The organism is Herbidospora yilanensis (assembly GCF_001570565.1).
Lineage (GTDB): Bacteria > Actinomycetota > Actinomycetes > Streptosporangiales > Streptosporangiaceae > Herbidospora > Herbidospora yilanensis.
On record NZ_BBXE01000038.1, the window covers coordinates 41,405 to 61,345 of the forward strand.

Annotated in this window: 22 protein-coding genes and 1 tRNA gene; 16 read left to right on the plus strand and 7 right to left on the minus strand. The window is 71.5% G+C overall.

All coding sequences use genetic code 11. The features are described 5' to 3' along the window. The first annotated feature begins 282 nt into the window (after positions 1-282). The 6 genes from AW273_RS29430 (at position 283) to AW273_RS29455 (ending at position 8,157) form a co-directional block, all read left to right on the plus strand. Positions 283-3,492 carry an ATP-binding protein gene (locus AW273_RS29430; protein ID WP_062355107.1) on the plus strand — a complete coding sequence of 1,070 codons (3,210 nt, stop codon included), beginning with the start codon at positions 283-285 and terminating at the stop codon, positions 3,490-3,492. Between the two features lie 357 nt (positions 3,493-3,849). Next, positions 3,850-4,590: an iron-containing redox enzyme family protein gene (locus tag AW273_RS29435; RefSeq protein ID WP_062355110.1), complete on the plus strand. Its 741-nt coding sequence runs from the start codon at positions 3,850-3,852 to the stop codon at positions 4,588-4,590. Beyond that, positions 4,587-5,267: a GNAT family N-acyltransferase gene (locus tag AW273_RS29440; protein WP_062355113.1), complete on the plus strand. Its 681-nt coding sequence runs from the start codon at positions 4,587-4,589 to the stop codon at positions 5,265-5,267. Before AW273_RS29435 ends, AW273_RS29440 begins: the two co-directional genes overlap by 4 nt. 28 nt (positions 5,268-5,295) lie before the next feature. After that, entirely contained in the window at positions 5,296-6,486 is a 1,191-nt protein-coding gene (locus AW273_RS29445) for a cytochrome P450 family protein (RefSeq protein ID WP_062355116.1), read from the plus strand. A 161-nt stretch (positions 6,487-6,647) separates the two neighbouring features. Further along, a complete protein-coding gene (locus tag AW273_RS29450) occupies positions 6,648-7,676 on the plus strand; it encodes a tetratricopeptide repeat-containing protein (RefSeq protein WP_157556290.1) in 1,029 nt (342 codons plus the stop codon). Positions 7,677-7,686: 10 nt separating this feature from the next. After that, on the plus strand, positions 7,687-8,157 hold the full coding sequence (locus tag AW273_RS29455) for a tetratricopeptide repeat protein (protein ID WP_157556292.1): 471 nt from the start codon (positions 7,687-7,689) through the stop codon (positions 8,155-8,157). A gap of 330 nt (positions 8,158-8,487) precedes the next feature. Here the strand turns inward: AW273_RS29455 and AW273_RS29460 are convergent. After that, positions 8,488-8,564: transfer RNA gene (locus AW273_RS29460), tRNA-Pro, on the minus strand. Between the two features lie 83 nt (positions 8,565-8,647). Between AW273_RS29460 and AW273_RS29465 the strand changes: the two genes are divergently transcribed. Further along, a complete protein-coding gene (locus tag AW273_RS29465; protein ID WP_062355326.1) occupies positions 8,648-9,064 on the plus strand; it encodes a hypothetical protein in 417 nt (138 codons plus the stop codon). Here AW273_RS29465 and AW273_RS29470 read toward each other — a convergent pair. Beyond that, positions 9,061-9,318 (minus strand): DUF6458 family protein, encoded by a 258-nt coding sequence (locus tag AW273_RS29470; protein ID WP_369409250.1) that lies wholly within the window; start codon positions 9,316-9,318, stop codon positions 9,061-9,063. The genes AW273_RS29465 and AW273_RS29470 overlap by 4 nt on opposite strands. 66 nt (positions 9,319-9,384) lie before the next feature. Here AW273_RS29470 and AW273_RS29475 point away from each other — a divergent pair, with 66 nt between their 5' ends. The 6 genes from AW273_RS29475 to AW273_RS29500 all read left to right on the plus strand — a co-directional run bounded on the left by AW273_RS29475 (position 9,385) and on the right by AW273_RS29500 (position 12,572). After that, positions 9,385-9,951, plus strand: a complete 567-nt coding sequence (locus tag AW273_RS29475) for a hypothetical protein (RefSeq protein ID WP_062355127.1) — start codon at positions 9,385-9,387, stop codon at positions 9,949-9,951. After that, positions 9,951-10,493, plus strand: coding sequence for a hypothetical protein (locus AW273_RS29480; RefSeq protein ID WP_062355129.1), 543 nt, complete (start codon positions 9,951-9,953; stop codon positions 10,491-10,493). The genes AW273_RS29475 and AW273_RS29480 overlap by 1 nt, the downstream gene beginning before the upstream one ends. Before the next feature lie 5 nt (positions 10,494-10,498). Then, complete coding sequence (locus tag AW273_RS29485) at positions 10,499-10,687, plus strand: hypothetical protein (RefSeq protein WP_062355132.1); 189 nt, start codon at positions 10,499-10,501, stop codon at positions 10,685-10,687. Between the two features lie 283 nt (positions 10,688-10,970). Then, positions 10,971-11,885 carry an RNA methyltransferase gene (locus AW273_RS29490; protein WP_062355135.1) on the plus strand — a complete coding sequence of 305 codons (915 nt, stop codon included), beginning with the start codon at positions 10,971-10,973 and terminating at the stop codon, positions 11,883-11,885. A gap of 22 nt (positions 11,886-11,907) precedes the next feature. Further along, a complete protein-coding gene (locus tag AW273_RS29495; protein WP_062355138.1) occupies positions 11,908-12,189 on the plus strand; it encodes an ArsR/SmtB family transcription factor in 282 nt (93 codons plus the stop codon). Continuing rightward, positions 12,186-12,572 (plus strand): VOC family protein, encoded by a 387-nt coding sequence (locus AW273_RS29500; protein WP_062355142.1) that lies wholly within the window; start codon positions 12,186-12,188, stop codon positions 12,570-12,572. Before AW273_RS29495 ends, AW273_RS29500 begins: the two co-directional genes overlap by 4 nt. On the opposite strand, the gene AW273_RS29505 is transcribed toward AW273_RS29500, so the two are convergent. Beyond that, positions 12,547-14,268, minus strand: a complete 1,722-nt coding sequence (locus tag AW273_RS29505) for an ABC transporter ATP-binding protein (protein WP_232327661.1) — start codon at positions 14,266-14,268, stop codon at positions 12,547-12,549. The genes AW273_RS29500 and AW273_RS29505 overlap by 26 nt on opposite strands. 244 nt (positions 14,269-14,512) lie before the next feature. Here AW273_RS29505 and AW273_RS29510 point away from each other — a divergent pair, with 244 nt between their 5' ends. The 3 genes from AW273_RS29510 (at position 14,513) to AW273_RS29520 (ending at position 16,711) form a co-directional block, all read left to right on the plus strand. Beyond that, complete coding sequence (locus AW273_RS29510; RefSeq protein ID WP_062355147.1) at positions 14,513-14,857, plus strand: hypothetical protein; 345 nt, start codon at positions 14,513-14,515, stop codon at positions 14,855-14,857. 121 nt (positions 14,858-14,978) lie between these two features. Then, entirely contained in the window at positions 14,979-15,596 is a 618-nt protein-coding gene (gene pnuC / locus AW273_RS29515) for a nicotinamide riboside transporter PnuC (protein ID WP_062355150.1), read from the plus strand. After that, complete coding sequence (locus tag AW273_RS29520; protein ID WP_062355154.1) at positions 15,593-16,711, plus strand: AAA family ATPase; 1,119 nt, start codon at positions 15,593-15,595, stop codon at positions 16,709-16,711. The genes pnuC and AW273_RS29520 overlap by 4 nt, the downstream gene beginning before the upstream one ends. On the opposite strand, the gene AW273_RS29525 is transcribed toward AW273_RS29520, so the two are convergent. The 4 genes from AW273_RS29525 to AW273_RS29540 are packed head-to-tail and all read right to left on the minus strand — an operon-like array spanning position 16,662 to position 19,923. After that, the gene (locus AW273_RS29525) at positions 16,662-17,336 is read right to left on the minus strand and encodes a GNAT family N-acetyltransferase (RefSeq protein ID WP_062355159.1); all 675 of its coding nucleotides are present in this window, start codon (positions 17,334-17,336) and stop codon (positions 16,662-16,664) included. The two genes, AW273_RS29520 and AW273_RS29525, sit on opposite strands and share 50 nt — an antisense overlap. Beyond that, positions 17,336-18,304, minus strand: a complete 969-nt coding sequence (locus AW273_RS29530; protein ID WP_062355162.1) for an ABC transporter substrate-binding protein — start codon at positions 18,302-18,304, stop codon at positions 17,336-17,338. Before AW273_RS29530 ends, AW273_RS29525 begins: the two co-directional genes overlap by 1 nt. A 15-nt stretch (positions 18,305-18,319) precedes the next feature. Continuing rightward, entirely contained in the window at positions 18,320-19,072 is a 753-nt protein-coding gene (locus tag AW273_RS29535) for an amino acid ABC transporter ATP-binding protein (protein ID WP_062355165.1), read from the minus strand. Continuing rightward, positions 19,069-19,923 (minus strand): amino acid ABC transporter permease, encoded by an 855-nt coding sequence (locus AW273_RS29540; RefSeq protein WP_062355168.1) that lies wholly within the window; start codon positions 19,921-19,923, stop codon positions 19,069-19,071. The genes AW273_RS29535 and AW273_RS29540 overlap by 4 nt, the downstream gene beginning before the upstream one ends. Positions 19,924-19,941: the final 18 nt, after the last annotated feature.

Consider the following 19,941-nt stretch of genomic DNA (forward strand, 5'->3'; position numbering starts at 1 on the left):
GCGTCCGAGCTCGGCGACGACCTCAGCCGCGGCGCGGCGTGATCGCCGCCGATGGGGCCGCCAGGCGCCCGGGATCGTGGCGGTCGACCGAAATCGGGCACGCACGCCATTATTAACTCAGCCGAAACGGCAATTCCATCGGCCGTTCAAACAGCGGGCGAATCGGCGCACGGGGTCCGATCAGGACTGCTTTGTCAATCAGTCGCACGAGTGATGAGCGGCGGCGGGCGGCTGGCCGATTATGAAGGCCGGTCATCCATTCCTCTCGCGTCAGGAGGCGAGGTGCGATTCGGTGAGAGCCACGTCGAGTTCGGCGTCCTCGGGCCGTTCGAGGTGCGTCACGCCGACGAGCCGGTCGACATCGGCGGCCCCCGGCGGCGGACGGTGCTGGCCCGCCTGGTGGCCGCCGCGGGCACCGTCGTCTCGACCGACACCCTGATCGACGACCTCTACTCCGGCGCGCCGCCGGTCAACGCGCTGGCGTCGATCCACGTGCAGGTGTCGAACCTGCGGCGGGCGATCGAGCCCCGGCGGGCCCCGCGTACGCCGCCTCGGCTGCTCGTCGCCCGGCGGCCGGGCTACATGCTGGCGACCTCCAACGTCGACGCGCTGCGGTTCGCCCGGCTCGTGGCCGAGTCGGCGCAGCTCCCGGCCGCCGAGGCGCTGGAGTCGCTCGACGAGGCACTGTCGATGTGGCGAGGCCGGCCCTACGGCGAGTTCGCCGAAGAGGTGTGGGCGATCGCCGAGGTGAACCGGCTGCAGGAGGTGCGGCTGACGGCGATCGAACGGCGTGCCCAGGCGCTGCTCGACCTGGGCCGGCCGCAGTCGCTGATCCCCGAGCTCGATGCCGAGATCGGCGACCATCCGCTGCGCGAGCGGTTGTGGTGGCTGCTGGCGCTGGCCCTCTACCGCACTGGACGGCAGGCCGACGCGCTGGCCGCGCTGCGCCGGGCTCGCCGGCTGCTGGACACCCAGCTCGGGCTCGACCCGGGGCCGGAGTTACGGGCGCTGGAGCAGGACATCCTCCGCCAGGCCGAGACACTCGCCCCGCCGTCTCCGGAGTCCGTCGCGGTGCCGGTCCCCCGGCGACCGCCCCGGGTCGCGCGCACGCATCTGATCGGACGCGAGCGGCAGCTGGCGACGCTGGTGTCGTTGCCCCTTCAGGCCGATCGGAACGGGGTCGTGGCCGCCGCCGTCAGCGGGGAGCCGGGCATCGGCAAGACGCGGCTGCTGCGGGCGTTCCGCGACGAGTGCGCCCAACTCGGGCACCTGGTGCTGTGGGGGCGGTGCCACGAGGGCGGGGGTGTTCCGCCCCTGTGGCCCTGGCTGCAGGTGCTGCGGGAGCTGGCGGTGACGGTGCCGCCGCCCGGGGAACTGGCCGGGCTGCTCGACGACCGGCCGCCGCCCGAGGGGACGCCGCGGCACCGCAACATGCACATCGCCCGATGGCTCATGGACGCGGCCGGGCGGCGGCCCCTGGTGATCGTCCTCGACGACCTCCACTGGGCTGATTCGGCCACCCTCGAACTGCTCAGAGATGTCGCGGTGTGGTCCGGCGGGCGGGCCGGGCACGTGTCGCTCACCCTGGTCAGCGCGTTCCGTGACGTCGCCGCCGACCCGTTCCGGCTGTCGGTCGACGAGGTGCTGCACCAACTCGCCCGCTACGACCTGGTGCGGGTCCGGCTGACCGGACTGACCACCGCGCAGGTGGGTGCGCTGGCCAGCGAGATGGGTGTCACCGTGCCCGACGCGCAGGTCGAGCGGCTGGCCGTGCGCAGCGGCGGCAACCCCTTCTTCGTGTGCGAGAGCGTGCGGCTGATCGCGCGGGGCGAAGGGCTCGACGGGGTGCCCGACGCCGTCGCCGACCTGATCCGGCAGCGCCTGGCCGGGCTCGGCGCCCGGACCGCCGACGTGCTACGGACGGCGGCCGTGGTCGGCCGTAACTTCGACCCGGCGCTGGTCGCCGAGGTCGGCGCCGAGGACGCCGCCGAGACCTACGGCCGGCTCGACCGGGCTGCCGAGGCGGGGCTGTTGATCAGCGGGACCGGTGTGATGACGTTCGTCCACGACCTGGTCCGAGAGACCCTGCTGGGCGACCTGCCACCGCTGCGCAAGGCGATGATCCACCGCGCGGTGATGACCGCCCTGGCGGTCCGGCCCGGCGCCGACGTCACCACCATCGCCCACCACGCCGTGCAGGCCGGCCCGGCCGCCTACCGCGAGACCGCCCACTGGGCCAGGGCCGCCGCCGACCAGGCCGGGCTGCGGCACGCCTACGAGGAGGCGGCCTCCTGGTGGGGGCATGCGGTCACCGCCCACGGCGCCGGCGACGGGGCGCTGGACGAACACGTCGAGCTGCTGCTCCGGCAGGTCCGCGCCCTGCTCCACGCGGGCGACGCCATGAGCGCCCGGAGGGTCCGGGCCCAGGCGGTGCGGGTGGCCAACCGGTCGGGCGCCGGGCCGGGGCTGGTCGCGCGAGCGCTCACCGCGCTCGACGCACCGGCCATGTGGGCGTTACGCAACCCGTACGAGTCGGTGGAAGGCTCGCTGGTGGAGCAGTTCGAGGCGACCCTGCGGGCGCTGCCGCGGCGCGAGGGCGCCGAACGGGCGCTGCTGCTCGGCGGGCTGGCCCAGGAGCTCTACGGCACCGGCGACGAACGCTGCGTCGCCCTGTCGGAGCAGGCCATCGCGACGGCCCGCCGCATCGGTGACCCCCGGCTGCTGCTGCGGATCCTCAACGCGCGCACCCTGTCGGTGCCGCAGGCGGACCGCGTCGAGGAGCTTCTCGGCATCGCCCGCGAGATCCGGTCTCTGGCGGCGGCGACCGGGTCGGCCCGGTTCGAGCTGCTCTCCCACCAGATGGACACGCACTACCTGCTGGAACTCGGCGACATCGAGGGCGCCGACCGGGCGGCGCGGCGCTGCGACGTGATACTCGACCACCTGCGACTGCCGTGGCCGAGATTCCAGCACACGATGTGGCGTGCCAACCGGCTGACCCTCGCGGGCGCCTACACCGACGCCGAGACCCTCTACGCCGAGGCCGAACGCCAGGGCCACCGCATCGGCATGTGGTACGGCGCCGCCGTGGCCGTCAACGGCCGCCTCATGCTGCGCTACCAGAGCGGCGCCATGGCCGAGGCGGGCCCGCTGATCGACGTGATCACCGGCATCCACCCCACCGTCGACCACGACGCCCGGATCCTCCAGTTCGTCGCTCAGGGACGAGCCGACGACGCGGCGGCCCTGGCCGCCCAAGGCTGGCCGACCCCACCACCCGACTGGTCGTGGTTGACCATGACCTGCCTCCAAGGCGCCGCCCAGGCGGCCGTCGGCGACAAGGCGGCCTGCCGGGTGACACGCGAGAAGCTGCTGCCCTACTCGGGACGCATCTCGGGGGGCTCGGCGGTGGCCTGCATCGGCCCGGTCGACCATTTCCTGGACCTGCTGTCTGCGGCGCTCGGCCTGGTGCCTGACCGCGTCTGGTCCTGACGCCTCCCACCGGCGGATTCCAACGCCGTCCGCATGCCCGCATCGCATCCCGTCGTGACGCCGTGGGCGGCCGGCGTCCACGACCCGTTCGTTCCCGCGACTGCCGACGGCAGCGGGCCGGCGGGCCGAAACGAAGCTTCTGCCCTGTCGACGTGACCGAAACGTACCTTCGCCGCCGGCCCCAGCAGGCGTTTCCCGCCGAACCCGACCGGTTTCGGTCCGTCATTTAGAGCCGTAACTCGCCGTTCCCTTTCCTGCCGTCTCCATCGTAAGCAGCCCATAAGACCGGCTAAGAGGCCGATAAGCGCCCCCCGCTTGACTTCTTGGCGGACCGGTTTCCCCACAGAGGAGATTCTCGTGAGCAGCAAGCTGAACGAATACGAAGCGGCACTCCAGGAAAGCCGCGAGCAGTTCCGGACCGACCCCGTCGTCTTTCCGCTTTTCGCCCCCGACGTCGACGACCGCCTCTTCGCCCGCTGGATGCTGCGCTGGAGCGCGCACGGCATCCACATGACCCACGATGTCGAGCGCTGGATCGCCGGCGCCGGCGAGGCCTGCGGGAACCTCGGCATGGACAAGCTCGCCAAGGCCCTCAAGGCGCACTCGCGCGCCGAGGCCGGGCACGACACCATGATGGTCGACGACGTCATCGCGATCAGCGACTGGTGGCTGCGCACCTACGGCGAGCCGGTCGACGGCGAGGGCCTGCTGGCGGCCCCGGCGCTGGCCAGTGCCGGGTTCTACGCCCGCCTCCACGAACAGGTCATCACCGGCCCGACGCCGTTCGCGCAGCTCGCGATCGAGTACGAGATCGAGCGCCTGTCCGTCACCATCGGCCCGGACCTGATGACCACCTGCGAGCGGGTCTTCGGCGCGAACACCTCCTGCTACAGCTTCCTGGCCGAGCACGTCGAACTCGACGCCGGTCACACCGCCTTCAACCAGCGCCAGCTCGGCGGCATCCTCGACGAGCGGCCGGAAGAGCTGACCACCATGGTCGAGACCGGCAGAGCCGCGCTCGCCAGCTACGCCGCCTTCATGGCCGAGTGCGCCCAGCTCGCCAAGGGCGACCTGGAACCGGAGCCGGTCCCGGCATGAACACCCTGGTCACCACGGGCCGGCTGGAGATGCTCGTGCGCTTCCACCCCGAGGACCTGCCGCCGGCGCCGTGGCTGGAGGACCTGCGGAGGTTGCGCGCCGAGGTCTTCTACGAGGACGGCCGGCGTCCGGACTTCCGCCGGAACGGGGTGTACGAGGACTCCTCGCCCCTCGACCTCGGCTCCTTCCACCTGTCCGTCCACCCGGCAGGTGAAGACCGGGTCGTCGCCTGCGCCCGGGTGTCGCCCGGTTCCCGATCCTCGCTGTTCCAGTCGAGGGAGCACCTGGGCGGCCCGGCCTTCGACGGGCTGCTGGCCTCTCTCGGCACCGCCCCGGCCGACACCGCCGAGGCCGGACGGCTCGTGATCGCCCGCAAACACCGGGGCCGCGGCCTCGGCGGGCACCTCCTCGCCTCCGTCCCCGCCGTCGGCGAGGCGATCGGAGCCTCCCTCATGTTCTGTACGACCGGCACCGTCGACGGCCAGGACCGGCTCTACGCCCACTACGGGTGGCGCGCCTGCCCCGGCACCGACGGTTTCGACCCCCATTACCGGGACGTCGTCCTCGTCATGTCGAACGACCTCGGCCCGATGAGGCGCAGCGAAGCCGTCCGGGCGAAGGTACGGCGCCAGCTCGGCGACCTGCCGAGGACCGGGTCCGCCCGCCTGGCGATCTGACCGACCCACCGACGAGACATGGAGCAACGTGGTTTTCACTCCGGAGTTCTTCCAGAACCCCTATCCGACCTACGCCCACCTTCGCCGGAACGACCCCGTCGCGAGGACCACGATCCCCTTCACCGACGTGGACGTGTGGCTGGTCAGCCGGTTCGAGGACGTCCGTGCGGCGTTCGCCGACAACCGGCTGAGCAGTGACTACTCCAACGCACCGGCCCACTTCCACGCCGCGCACCTGGCGTTCGGCGGGGACACCGTCGGGGCCCGGACGATGCTCAACCTGGACGCGCCCGACCACACGCGGGTCAGGAAGCTGGCGGCGGCCACCTTCACGGAGCGGCGGGTCGCCCAGTGGCAGGAGACGATCGCCGGGATCGTCGACGGCCTGCTGGACGCCGTGCCGGCCAAGGAACCGGTCGACGTGCTCGACGCCATCGCGGCGCCCCTGTCGGTGCGGATGATCTGCACCGTCCTGGGCACGCCGCCGGCCGACAGCGTGCGGCTCCGTGCGTGGGGCGACGCGATCTTCACCGCGGACCCGGGACAGCGCCACCTCATCCCGCAGGCGCTGGACGGGCTGATCGGCTACTCGGCCGACCTGATCGCGGCGAAACGCAGGGCACCCGCCGACGACCTGCTGACCGAGCTCATCGAGGCGAGCGGCGCCCCCGGCCTGCTGACCGGGAACGAGCTGCTGGCCACGGTCACCGGCCTGGTCGTCGCCGGGTACGAGTCGACCATCGCCATGGTGGGCGACCTGTTCCTGGCCCTGATCGACCACCCCGACCAGCTCGCCCTGCTCCGGCAGGACCCGTCCCTGGCCGACGCCGCGATCGAGGTGGTGCTCCGGTACGACGGCCCGCAGGCGTCGTCGTTCTGGCGCTTCGCCACCGAGGGCCTGGAACTCGCCGGGACGCCGATCGCGGCCCAGGACGTCGTGGTCCTGCTCGTCGGTTCGGCCCACCGCGACCCGGCGCGCTACCCCGACCCCGACACCTTCCACATCCTCCGGGAGGACAAGAAGCACCTGGCGTTCGGGCACGGCATCCACCGCTGCCTGGGCTCCCAGCTCGCCCGCCGCAACACCCGAACGCTGCTCACCAGGACCCTTGAGCGGTTCTCCTCGTGGTCGCTGGCGATCCCGCGTGAGTCGGTGTCCTACAAGCCCAATCTGATCGTGCGCGGACCGGCGGCGCTCCCGGTCACATTCGACCACTGACCTGCCCGCACTTCCGGCCCGCGGTGCCCTCCCCCCCGCGCCGCGGGCCTCTCTCCGGAGAGGCCCGATCCGGCGGGAACCTGCGACCCTTGACCCCCACCCTGTCCGGGACGGTCTGAGGGAGTCGAACGGAGCACTCCGATATCGGAGAATGCCTGGTGATGCAGACTCATGATCTTCGTCCGGAACTGCCTCGCCACCCCGTCCCCCACTTCACGGGCCGGGAGGAGGCCTTGGCGGAACTGCGCGCGGGCCCACCGGTCCAGGTGGTGGCGGGGCCCGGCGGGATGGGCAAGACCGAGCTCCTGCTCCAGTACGTCGACCGGTTCGGCGCCGACCACAGTCTCGTGTGGTGGATCGACGGCGCGGGGGCCGTGCGGATCGAGGAGGGCCTGGCCGACCTGGGCCGCGCCCTGCTGGCCGCGCCGACCCTGGAGATCGCCGTCCCGTGGGCGCTGGAGTGGCTGCGGACCCACCCGGGCTGGCTGCTGGTCTTCGACGACGTGTGGGACGTCGCGCACGTCCTGGACCACGTCGAAGGACTGCACGGCGGACGCGTTGTGATCACCACCGCCTTCGACCCCGGCGGCCTGGCCGCCGTGCCGCTGGGCCCGCTGCCCGTCGACCGGCTGGGCGGGAACCCGCTGGCCCTCGCCCTCATGGACGGCCTGCCCGAGCCGGAATCGGTGCCCGATGACGGCGACCCGGTGAAAACGGTGCTGCGGCTCGTCGTCGGCCGGATCGAAGGGCTCGACCCCTTCGCCGGGCGGCTCTTCGAGACGCTGGCGCTGCTCGGCCGCGAGACGGTGCCGCGTGAGCTCCTGCCCGCCACGCCGGAGATCGACGCGGGGCTGCGGCTGCTGGCGGGGCACCGGCTGATCAGCCTGCACGACGGGCTGATCGGCGTACACGAGGAGATCCAGCTCTTCGTGGCTGCCGAGGTCGGCGCCGAACGTCGGTTCCGGGCCTTCGAGGAGGCAGTGTCGTGGATCGGGGCGCTGCTGCCGGAGGACCCCCTGGTGCCCCTGTCGTGGCCGGCCCATCGGCGGATCATGCCACTCGCCCGTAAGGTGCTGCCGGTCACCTCCCGGACGTGGGAGCTCAACAAACGGCTCGTCGACCGGGAGGGCGCGGCCGCAGTGGTGGCCCGGCGCGAGATCGTGCGCCGCAGCGTGGCACGGAGCGGATGACCCCGAGACCTTGAGATCCCGGCACAGCCTGGCGCTGTGGACGGGCATGGCCGGTGACGCGGTCGCCGCCAGGGAACAGTTGAACGGGCTGGTGGCCGTCTGCGAGCGCATCCTCGGCCCCTACGACCCGCTGACCCTCACGGCCCGGCACGAGCCGGCCCACTGGACCGAGAACGCGGGCGACGCCGCCCAGGCCCTCGACCTGTACACGTGGCTGCTGGAGGACCGGCGGCAGATCCTCGGCCCCGACCATGTCAAAACACTGACGACCTGGTTCGAGACGGCCCGCGTGACCGGGGTGGTGGGCGACCACGCCGGCGCCCGCGACCAGTTCGGCCTGCTGCTGGCCGCACAGGAACGCGTCCAGGGCGCCGAGCACCCCGGGACGTTGCGCACCCGCCGCGCGTTCGCCGTCTGGACCGGGCTGGCGGGCGATCCGGTCGCCGCAAGGGACCTGCTTGCCGCCCTGCTGCCGGTCTAAAAGCGGGTGCTGGGCGCCGGAGACCCCCACGTGACCGCCACCCGGGAAGCGCTGGAGACCTGGTCCGAGCAAGCACTCGCCTCGGGTGACCGGAACCCCGAGTCACCCGCACGTGGTGGACAGGGCCGCGGTCCGACGATCAGTACATGAAGCCCAGACACCTCATCGTCGCCACCGCGGCGGTGTCGGCGAATTAGATTGGAGGACACCGGCGCCCTGGCCGGCCATGGACGTACGCAGGTGACCGAGATCGTCTACCGACGCGAGATCTTCAAGAAGCGGGAAAGGGGCTCCGGATAATCTCCGAAACCCCTTGCGACCAGACAAAACTGGTCGGGACGACAGGATTTGAACCTGCGACCCCTTGACCCCCAGTCAAGTGCGCTACCAAGCTGCGCTACGTCCCGTTCACTGCTTCGTGCCCCTCAGGCACGGAACAACCTTAGCGCAGATTCGCGCCCCGCGTGCACCGACGCGTAGTGTGGCGATCATGGGAAGGCGCCCGCAGGTCGATCACGAGGAACTGGCGAGGCTCTCCGCCAGGGGCTGGTCCAACGCCGACCTGGCGGCCCACTTCGGCGTCACCGAGTCGGGCATCCTCCAGGCCAAGCGCTCGGCGGGCCTGTCGAAGCCCATGACCGACCACTCGGCCGCCATCCCCTGGAAGCTCGCCAGGCCCCACTCCCAGTCCGGCCCGGCCACCAACCTGCGGAATCTCTCGGCCGCCGCCCAGGGCAAGCCCGTACCGAAAGAGAAGATCAACACAGCTCTCCGGTGGGCGACGAGGCTGGTCGAGAACGGCCTCGACATCGCCTACGACCCGGAGCGGGGGTTCCACGAGGTCGAGGCGTCAGCGGCCTCGCACATCGCGCAGGTTCTCAGGTCGGCTCGGGAGAAGCTCGGCTAAAGGGTCTCGTCCCGCATGTCGACCGTGTTCACCAGGTCGTCCTCGACCACCTGATCCGTTGAGCGCCGCCGCCGGGCGAGCAGTGTGGTCACCACACCGCTGATCACGCCGACGCACATCATGATCCAGCCGATGGCCTGGAGGTCGAAGCCGGGCGCCTCCCATTTCACCGCGAACGCCAGCACCGCCCCTACCACCACGAAAGCCAAACTGGCTCCAAATCCCATAAGGACGCCGCCTACCCGGCAATTCATGGGTTACGCCCTCATTTCACGGGCAGTCCGGAGTGTCGAAGACAAAGCAGACAGCCGGAGGCAGACATGAGCGCCATCGCATGGGTGGTCGTGGTCGTAGCCGTCGTCGTGGCGCTGGGAGCCATCGGGTACGTCGTGGCGGGCCAGAGCCGGCGGCGCCACCTGCAGGACCGATTCGGCCCCGAATACGACCGCGTCGTCCAGGAGACCGACAGCCGCAGGGACGCCGAGCAGGAGTTGCTGGCCCGGGAGGCCCGCTACGCCGATCTCGACATCCGTCCCCTCGACGCCGAGGCCCGGGACACGTACGCGAAGAAGTGGCGGGAGGTGCAGGAGCGGTTCGTCGACGCGCCGAGTTTCGCCGTCACCGAGGCGGACGCCCTGGTCACCGCCGTCATGGCCGACCGCGGCTACCCGACGGACGAGTTCGAGGAGCGGGTGAACGTCCTGTCGGTCGGGCACGCCGGGACCCTCGACCGCTACCGCGAGGCCCACCAGATCAGCGGCCGGGCCGCCCGGCAGGAGGCCACCACCGAGGATCTCCGCCAGGCCATGGTCCACTACCGCGCCCTCTTCGACGAGCTTCTCGACGACGTGCACGCCCACTCTCCCCGCAAGGAGGCCGATCACTGATGACCACGTACAACCCTTACGACCGGGACAAGACGGCCGAGACCGACAGAGACGACGTCCTCGCGGACGACCACCGGAACGACGACAAGCTGGTCGCCTCCGACCTGGTCCCGGGCCCGCGTGACACCGGCGACCGCGTCCCCGGCGACCGCCTCTCCGATGACCGCAACGCCGAGACCGCGCCCGTGGGCGTGGCCGGCAGCGCCTCCGTCACCTCGCCCGACGCCGTCGACGAGGCCCACCGCGACACCGCGGGCGACCTGTCCGACGCCGAGGCGGCGACCGTCGAGGACACCACGCCGAGCCCGGTCGGCGACATCGACTTCGACGAGCGCTGGCGCGACATCAAGGCCGCCTTCGTCGACGACCCGCGCGAGTCGGTCGAGAAGGCCGACGCGCTGATCGACGAGGCCGTCTCGGCGCTGGCCGCCACGCGCCAGTCGCTGGTCGACCAGTGGAAGAACTCCGGCACCAACGACACCGAGCAGCTCCGGCTCGCGCTCCGCGAGTACCGCGACCTGTTCGACCGGCTGAAGGGATAAGTCACATGCTGGCCATCGCCGCGGCGGTCGTCTTCGGGATCGCCTTCCTGCTCGACCTGCTCAACGCCGACATCGGCATCGGGCTGACCGCGCTCATCGCGCTCGGGCTCTGCCTCCTGGCGCTCCACCAGGCCGGCATCGGCACCGCGAGCGTCGGCAACGGCGGCTGGCGCCGGGGCCGGGTCCGCAGGTAGACCCGTACAGAAGAATCGCCGCGCGGCCGCTCAGGGCCGCGCGGCTTTCTTTTTCTTTTACGGCTTCGCACACTCTCCGGCCAGGAAACCGCCGTCGTCGCCGGTGCCCCGCGGAGAAAACCCGTCGCCCCCGACCGATGAGCCGTGGCACCATCCTCGGCATGTTCACGACGTTCTTCCGAGCCGGCTAGCGCTCCGCCAGCCACTCTGAGGCCCAGCCCGCGGCTGGCGAAGCGGGAACCGGCCATCCTGCCGTTCCCGGGCGCCGACCCGGAGTTGCGTCATGCCCTCAGAGTTCCTCGTCCGCACCGTCACCGGCCTGGAAGACCTGACCGCCGCCGAGATCACCGAAGCCGGTCACCGCGTCGTCGACGTCACCAAACGCCAGCTCGTCGTCGAGGCCGCCGGTCCCGTCGTGACCCGCCTGGCCGACGACCTGTTCGCCGTCCGGGCGTCGGTCCCCGACCCGGGCCGCACCAGGGACGGCCTGCGGCAGGCCGTCGCCCGTCTCACCGCCCGCGTCGCCCACGGCGGCCCGATCAGCGTCACCGCCTCGTTCACGGGGTCCCGGAACTTCAGCCGGTTCGACGTCGAGGACGCCGTCGGTGCGCGCCTCGGCGAGCCCTACTTCTCCCGCCGCCACGGCACTCCCCCGCCCCCGGGCACCACGGATCTGCGGGTGACCCTCGACGGCAAGGCGATGTGGCTGGGGGTGCGCCCGCATCCCGCGCCCCTGCACCGCCGCGCCTGGCGGAGGGCCACGGTGGTCGGCAGCCTGCATCCGCCGGTGGCCGCCGCGATGGCCAGGCTGGCCGGCATCCGGCCCGGTCACGTGGTGTTCGACCCGTGTTGCGGGGCGGGGACCCTGCTCATCGAGGCACGGATCCAGGTGCCGGGCGCGCGTTACCACGGCACCGACATCGACCCGGCGGCCATCCGGGCCGCGCGGATCAACGATCCGGGCATCGCCTGGCGTACGGAGGCGGTCGAACCCGACCGGATCCTGGCCAATCCTCCCTGGGGGGTGCGCCTGCCCGCCGACGCGGTCCCCTCGGCGGGGTGGCCGGAGGCGGGGCGGCTGGTGGCGATCCTGGGTGAGGGCCAGCGGCTCGACCGGCGGTGGACGACGGTCGGGGAACATGCGCTGACCGTGGCCGGGAGGCATCCGCGCATCGTCGTGGCCTTGATAGGCAAGTAGCGGCTTGCCTATACTCCTGCGGGTGGGTGACATCTACAAAGCCCTCGCCGACCCCACCCGCAGGAAGATCCTCGACGAGCTGACCGACCGGAACGGTCAGACCCTGTTCGAGATCTGCACCCGCCTGGCCGGCCGGCACCAGCTCGCCTCGTCGCGACAGGCCATCTCCCAGCACCTGGAGGTGCTGGAGGCGGCCGGGCTCGTGGAGAGCCGCCGGGAGGGCCGGTACAAGTTCCATTTCATCGACCCCGCGCCGCTGCGGCAGATCGCCGAGCGGTGGATTCCACCGGAGGAACCGGTATGAAGATCAACCTGGCCAGCGTCCTGGTCGACGACCAGCACAAGGCGCTGGCGTTCTACACCGACGTGCTCGGCTTCGTGAAGAAGACCGAGATCCCGATGGGCGAGCACGCCTGGCTGACCGTCGTGTCGCCCGAGCAGCCGGACGGGGTCGAGCTCGTGCTGGAGCCCGACGCCCACCCGGCCGCCAAGCCGTGGAAGGCCGCCCTGGTCGCCGACGGCATCCCCTACACCTCGTTCGCGGTCGAGGACGTGCACAAGGAGTTCGAGCGGCTGAGCGCCCTCGGCGTGCGGTTCACCCAGGAGCCGGCGAACATGGGGGCGGTGACGACCGCCGTGTTCGACGACACCTGCGGCAATCTCATCCAGATCGCGTCGATGAACTGAGCCGGTCCTCTTCGACGAGGAAGCCGCCCGACTGGTGGTGCCAGAGCCGCGAATAGGGTCCCCGCGCCTCCAGCAGTTCGGCGTGCGAGCCCTGTTCGGCGATCTCCCCCCGGTCGAGCACGACCAGGCGGTCCATCCGCACGACCGTGCTCAGCCGGTGGGCCACCACCAGCGCGGTCCGGTCGCGCATGAGCCGCCAGAGCGCCTCCTGCACGAGGATCTCGCTCTCGGAGTCGAGCGCGCTGGTGGCCTCGTCGAGCAGCAGGATCGGCGCGTCGCGCAGGATCGCCCGCGCGAGCGCGACCCGCTGCCGCTGGCCGCCCGACAGTTTCACGCCGCGCTCGCCGACGAGGGTGTCGAAGCCCATCGGCAGGCCCTCGACGAACTCGGTGACGTGGGCGGCGCGGGCGGCCTCCATGATCTCGGCCTCGGTGGCCCCCGGCCGGGCGAAGGCGATGTTCTCCCGCAGCGTGCGGTGGAACATCGCCGGTTCCTGCGGCACGTAGGCGATCAGGCTCCGCAGGTCGGCCTGCCTCATCCGGCTGATGTCCTGGCCGCCGACGAGGATCCGGCCGCCCTGGATGTCCATGAGCCGCAGCAGCAGCCGGGTCAGCGTGGTCTTCCCGCCGCCCGACCGGCCGACCAGGCCGATCTTCGTGCCGGCCGGCACGTCGAGGTCGAGCCCGTCGAACAGCGGCGGGTTGCCCTCGTGGGCGAAGACGACCCGCTCGAACCGCACCCCGGCGTCGGCCGCGCACAGCGCCTGCGACCGCGGGTGGTCGACCACCTTCGGCGGTTCGAGCAGCAACTCGGTGAACTGCCCCGCCTCGGTGAGCACGCTCTCCATCCGGCGGTAGACCTGGTTGAACTCGAACATGATCCCGGTGGCCTGCGCGTAGTACGTGAACGTCACCATGAGCGCCTCGATGCCGAGACCGCCGCGCAGCACCACGGCCAGGAGCACCCCGGCCGTGCTGGTGATGATCGACATCGGCGCCACGACCATGTCGACGCGCAGGTTGCCGTAGTCCCACGACCGCAACTGGGCCCGGCGCACCTCGGCCAGCCGCAGCCGCGTCTCGGCGGCCTCCCGGTCCTCCGCCGCGAAGGCCCGGACCGTGTCCATGTTCGACAACACGTCGGCGACGTGCCCCGACATGCGGACACTGGCCGCCTCCCGGATGTTGACCAGCCGCTGGCGGCGCACGATCAACGGCGAGACCAGGAACCCGCTGACCACGATCAGGCCGACCAGCACCACCACCAGGATCGGGTGGTACTGCCAGAGCACGACCGAGGCGAAGATCAGCGGCAGCAGCTTGGCCATGATCCCGAAGATCAGCGTGTCGACGAAGTCCTCGAACGAGCGGGAGAAGGCGAGCACCCGCTTGGTCAGCGACCCGGCGAAGTTGTCGTGGAAGAACGCCGCGTCCTTGGCCAGCAGTTCGTCCATGCCGATGACGCCCAGGTCCTCCATGCCCCGCGCGTCGATGCGGTTGAGGAAGTGCAGCCCGCCCCGCCAGATGATCTCGCCGAGCAGCAGGATCGCGCCGAACCCGAGGACGTACGGGATGAGGGTGCCGGCCTCGCTCTCCCCGGCGGCAAGGCGGCCGACCAGGGAGGCCACGACGAGCGGGGCCAGGTAGAAGAGACAGATGTTGCCCAGCGCCGGGAGGAACAGGGCGGGTGTGGCCACGGGCCACTTGAGGCGCAACTGCGTTAAGTAGTAGCGGAGTACGAGGCGTATCGCCGATTTCGGTGGCTCTGGTGCGTCACCTGATTCCGTCATGACGTGGATCCCCCAATTCGCTCCGCCACCATCGTTTCGCAGCGGGTGAACGGGAGGCGAACGGTTTTCCGACGTGTCGATCTTGGACACGGAGCGTGCGGGGTTGAATACTCGACGCGCTCCCCCCGCAACCCTCTCAACAGGAGTATCGATGCGTTACCTGAGCATCCCCTTCGCCGTCCTCGCGGCGGGAGCCTGCCTCTCCATGTCCACCCCGGCCGGCGCCACGTCCACGCCGGTCTCGGCCCCGGCGGTCGTCGACGGTTACCAGATCGTCACCCTGCCCAACGCCAACGTGCCGAACTTCCAGCGCCGCACGGCCGTCTGCCCGGCGGGCAAGCGGGTGATCGGCGGCGGCGCCGAGGCCCAGGGCAACGAGGCCGTCCTGGTCGGCTCGTTCCCCACCCCGACCGGCAACGGCTGGATCGGCCTCGGCCGCCAGCCCGGCAACTCCACCGTCGGCATCAGCGTGTTCGCCATCTGCGCGAACGCCTGATCCCGCCCGATCCGCCACGGTCCCGGTCCGGGGCCGTGGCGGATCCCGCCGGCGGCCCGCACTCCGATTCGGCAGGCCGAATTGATATCGTCCTGGCGACGATTAGGAGTGTTTGGGCACTATGACCGATCTACTCGGACCGTTACTCGAACCCGCCTTCACCCTGGGCGGGGTGCCCACGAGCTGGGCGGAACTTCTCGGATTCGCCACCGGCCTGCTGACCGTGTGGATGGTGGCCAGGCAGAACATCTGGAACTGGCCACTCGGGGTGGCCAACGTCATCCTGCTCGGCCTGGTCTTCCTGACCGCGGGCCTCTACGCGGACGCGGCCCTCCAGATCGTCTACGTCGTGCTCGGGCTCTTCGGCTGGTGGCAGTGGGCCTACGGCGGCGCGAACCGCACCGCCCTGCGGGTGTCCCGGACGGGCGCGGCCGAATGGGTCTGGCTGGGGCTCGCCGGAGTGGCGGTCACGGCCCTGCTGACGGCGGCGCTGTCGGCCTACACCGACTCGTCGGTCCCGTTCTGGGACGCGCTGACCACGTCGCTCTCGCTGATGGCGACCTACGGGCAGACGCGCAAGCGGGTGGAGTCGTGGTGGTTGTGGATCGCCGCCGATCTGGTGTACATCCCGCTGTACGCGTACAAGAACCTGTATCTGACCAGCGCCCTCTATGTGCTGTTCCTGGCGTTGTGCGTCATGGGGCTGCGGGCCTGGCGGCTGGTGGCGGTGGCCCGGTGAGCTTCGCGCACGGACTCGTCATCGGGAAGTTCTATCCGCCGCACGCCGGCCACCACCACCTCATCGACACGGCGGCGGAGCGGTGCGCGCTGGTCACCGTGGTCGTGGCGGCCAACGCGGTGGAGACGATCCCGCTCGCCGACCGCGCGGCCTGGTTGCGCGAGGCGCACCCCCAGCCCAACGTGGTGATCGCGCCGGTCGTCGACGACATCGAGATCGACTACGACGACCCGGAGATCTGGACCGCCCACGTGGACCTCTTCCGGTTCGCCCTCACCCTGGCGCACGGCCCCGGCGTGAGGGTCGACGCGGTGTTCAGCTCCGAGGACTATGGCGACGAACTGGCCCGCCGCTTCGACGCCGTGCACGTGCCGGTCGACCCGCCGCGGGAACGGCACCCGGTCAGCGGCACCCTGGCCCGCGAGGACCCGGTCGCGGCGTGGCCCTGGCTGAGCCCGGCGGTCCGGGCCCACCTGGCCAGGCGGGTGGTCGTCGTCGGCGCGGAGTCGACCGGCACGACCACGCTGACCCGCGCCCTGACCGCCCACTACGCCGCCCGCGGCGGCGTCTGGGCGGCCACCCGCTGGGTGCCCGAATACGGCCGGACCTACTGTGAGGAGAAGCTGGCCCTGGCCCGGCGGGCGGCCAAGCTCGCCGGAGAGCCCGAGCCGTGGATGGACGACCTGCGGTGGCGTCCCGAGGAGTTCACCGCCGTCGCCGAACGCCAGCTGGCCTGGGAGGACGCCGCCGCGCGGGTGGGTTCGCCGGTGCTGTTCTGCGACACCGACCCCTTCGCGACCGCCCTGTGGCAGGAGCGCTACGCCGGGACGACCACCGACGAGGTGTGGCGGATCGCCGACCGCGCCCGGCACGACCTGTGGATCCACACCAGCGTCGAGGGCGTCCCCTTCGAGCAGGACGGCTGGCGCGACGGCGAGCACCTCCGCCACGCCATGGACGGGCGCTTCCGGGAAGTGCTGGCCGCGCGCGGGATGCCGCACCTGGTCGTGTCCGGCCCGCCCGCCCGGCGGCTGGAGACCGCGGTGCGGGCGGTGGACGCGCTGTTCAGCCCGGCACCCGGACCTGGCGGAACAGCCGCCGCGCCCGGAGGGTGAAGCCGAGCTTCTCGTACAGGCGGATGGCGGTCACGTTCGACGCCGAGGCGTGCATGAACGGGGTCTCGCCGCGTGCCCGGATGCCGGCCGCCACCGCGAGCACCAGCCGGGTGGCGAGGCCCTGCCCGCGGAACGAGGCGTCGGTGCAGACCGCGCTGATCTCGGTCCAGCCGGGCGGGTGCAGCCGCTCCCCCGCCATCGCGATGAGCTTGCCCTCGTGGCGCACGCCCAGGTAGGCGCCCATCTCGATGGTCCGGGGCAGGAACGGCCCCGGTTCGGTGCGGGCCACCAGGTCGAGCATGTCGGGCACGTCGCCGGGGGTGAGCTCGACGGCCTCGCCGAAGGGCTCGCCCCAGACGGCGCTGCCGTCGAGCTGCACTCCTTCGATGTTCTGCACGATCTCCCAGCCGTCCGGCAGGGGCGCGTCGAAGGTCAGGCTGATCGTGCCGCCGGGGCCGGCGAAGGAGGCGATGGCCGCCCAGTCGTCCGGCTCCGGGTCGCCCGCGACCCCGATGAAGACCGACACGTCCGGCTGGTAGCGGCGCACGCCGCCCCGGACCTCGGCGAGGTGGGCGTGCGGGCCGGTCAGCGCGGCCCAGCCGGGGTTGTCGAGGACGTGCGCCATCAGCCCTCCTGCCGCGGCAGGCCGGGCGGGTTGATCTGCGACTCGGGGATGGCCTCGTTGCCCAGGCCCCAGCGGTCGAGCACCTTCTGGTAGCTGCCGTCCTTGATCACCGTGTTGAGCGCCTCGTTGAGCGGCTTGACCAGGCCGTTGTCCTTCAGGGTCATGGCGGCGATGAGACCCTGCAGGTCGGGCCCGGCGCCGGAGGCGGTGCCGACGATCTTGGTGTCCTTGCCGACGGCCACGTTGTAGGCGACGTTCGGGTTGGGGCCGAAGTAGGCCTGGATGCGGCCCGACTTCAGGGCCAGCAGGGCGTCGCCGTAGAGGTTGTAGTAGGAGATCTCGGCGGGCTTGAGACCCGCCGCCTTGTTCTGCTCGTCCCAGTCGAGCAGGATCTTCTCCTGGTTGGTGCCGGAGCCGACCGAGACCTTCAGGCCGGCGATGTCGGCGGGCTTGGCGATGGTGGTGATCGGGCTGTCGGCGGCCACCTGCCAGGCGAGCTGGTCGACGCGGTAGGTCGCGAAGTCGTAGACGTCCTTGCGTTCCTCGGTGACGGTCACGTTGTTGAAGACCGCCTCCAGCTTGCCCGACCTGGCGCCGACGAAGAGGTTCTCCCACGAGCTGATCTCGCTGGTGTACTCCAGGCCGAGCACGTCGGCGACGAGCTGGGCGAGGTCGGTCTCGACGCCGATGTAGGTGGTGTCGTCGTCGGCCAGGAAGCCGAGCGGGGGCGCGCCTTCGCCGCTGTGCCCGACGAGCAGCTTGCCGTCGGCGGCGATGGCCGGGGGCACCTGCGCGGCGATGGCGTCGACCTTCTGGGCGCGGATGCGCTGCTGGTCGGGGCTGGTGTTCACGCCGCCCCCGGTCTCCTGGGCGGCCGGCGCGGGGGCGGCGGCCGCCGGGGGCTCGGGGTCGGCGCCGCAGGCGGCCAGGACGGCGACGAGCAGCAGGGGGACGACGGTCCGGCGCATGATGAGTGATCTCCTTCAGAGGACGCGGCTGATGAACGCGCGGGTGCGTTCGTGCTGGGGGTGGTCGATGACCTGGCCGGGCGGGCCCTGCTCGACGACACGGCCCTCGTCGAGGAAGACGACGGTGTCGGCGGCCTCGCGGGCGAAGCCGATCTCGTGCGTGACGACGACCATGGTCGTGCCCGATCGCGCCAGGTCGCGCATGACGTCGAGGACCTCGCCGACCAGTTCGGGGTCGAGGGCGGAGGTGGGCTCGTCGAACAGCACGACCTTCGGGTCGAGGGCCAGGGCGCGGGCGATGGCGACCCGCTGGCGCTGGCCGCCGGACAGCGTGCCCGGGTAGGCGTCGGCCTTGTCGGCCAGGCCCACCCGCAGGAGCAGGCGGGTCACGGTCTCGGCGACCTCGGCCTTCGGGCGGCGCTGGGCCGAGAGGGGCGCCTCGGCGACGTTCTCCCGGACGGTCAGGTGGGGGAACAGGTTGAAGTTCTGGAAGACGAAACCGATCTTCGTCCGCTGCCGGAGGATCTCGCGTTCGGGCAACTCGTGCAGCACGTCGCCGGAGCGCCGGTAGCCGACGAGCTCGCCGTCGACGGCGACCGTGCCGGCGTCGACCTTCTCCAGGTGGTTGACGGTGCGGAGGAGCGTCGACTTGCCCGACCCCGACGGGCCCAGGACGACCGCGACCTCGCCGGGGCCGACCTTCAGGCTGACGCCGCGCAGCACGTGCAGGGCGCCGAAGCTCTTGTGCACCCCGTCGATCTCGATCATGAGCGGCCTCGTCCGTAGTGGCGTTCGATGTAGTGCTGGACGACCGACATGACCGTGGTCAGCGCGAGGTACCAGACGGCGGCGACCAGCAGCAGCGCGACCACCCGGCCGTTGCGCATGTAGATGACCTGGACCTGGTAGAAGAGCTCGGGCAGGGCCATGATGTAGACCACCGAGGTGCCCTTGACCAGGCCGATGATCTCGTTGCCGGCGTTCGGCACGATGCTCCGCATGGCCTGCGGCAGGATGATCCGGAAGAACCGCCGCACCCGGGGAATGCCCAGCGCGGCGGCGGCCTCCCGCTGGCCCGGGTCGACGGCGAGCAGCCCGCCGCGCACGATCTCGGCGGCGTAGGCGGCCTGGTGCAGCGCCAGCCCGAGCGCGGCGGCGGTCACCGGCCCGATGAGGTCCATCGTGCCCACGGAGAAGAACGACGGCCCGAACGGGATCCCGAACGACAGGCGCGGATAGAGCAGCGCCAGGTTGTACCAGAACAGCAGCTGCAGGATCAGCGGCACGGCCCGGAACACCCAGACGTACCCCCAGGCGACCGACGACAGCAGCGGGTTGGGCGACAGCCGCATCACCGCGAGCACCCCGCCGAGCAGGAAGCCGAAGACGGTGCCGAGGGCGGTCAGCTCCAGCGTGAGCAGCACCGCGCGGAGCACCGAGGGCGCGAAGAGGTACTGGCCGACCACCTCCCACTCCCAGGCCGGGTTGGTGACCAGTGAGTTGGCGGCCATGGCGAGCAGCAGCAGCACCCCGGCGGCGGCGAGCCACCGGAACGGATGCCGGGTGGGCGCCACCTTCGGGCCGGTGGCGTGCCGGACGGCCGGCGCGGTCGTGGTCATGGGGGGTGTGCCTCCTCT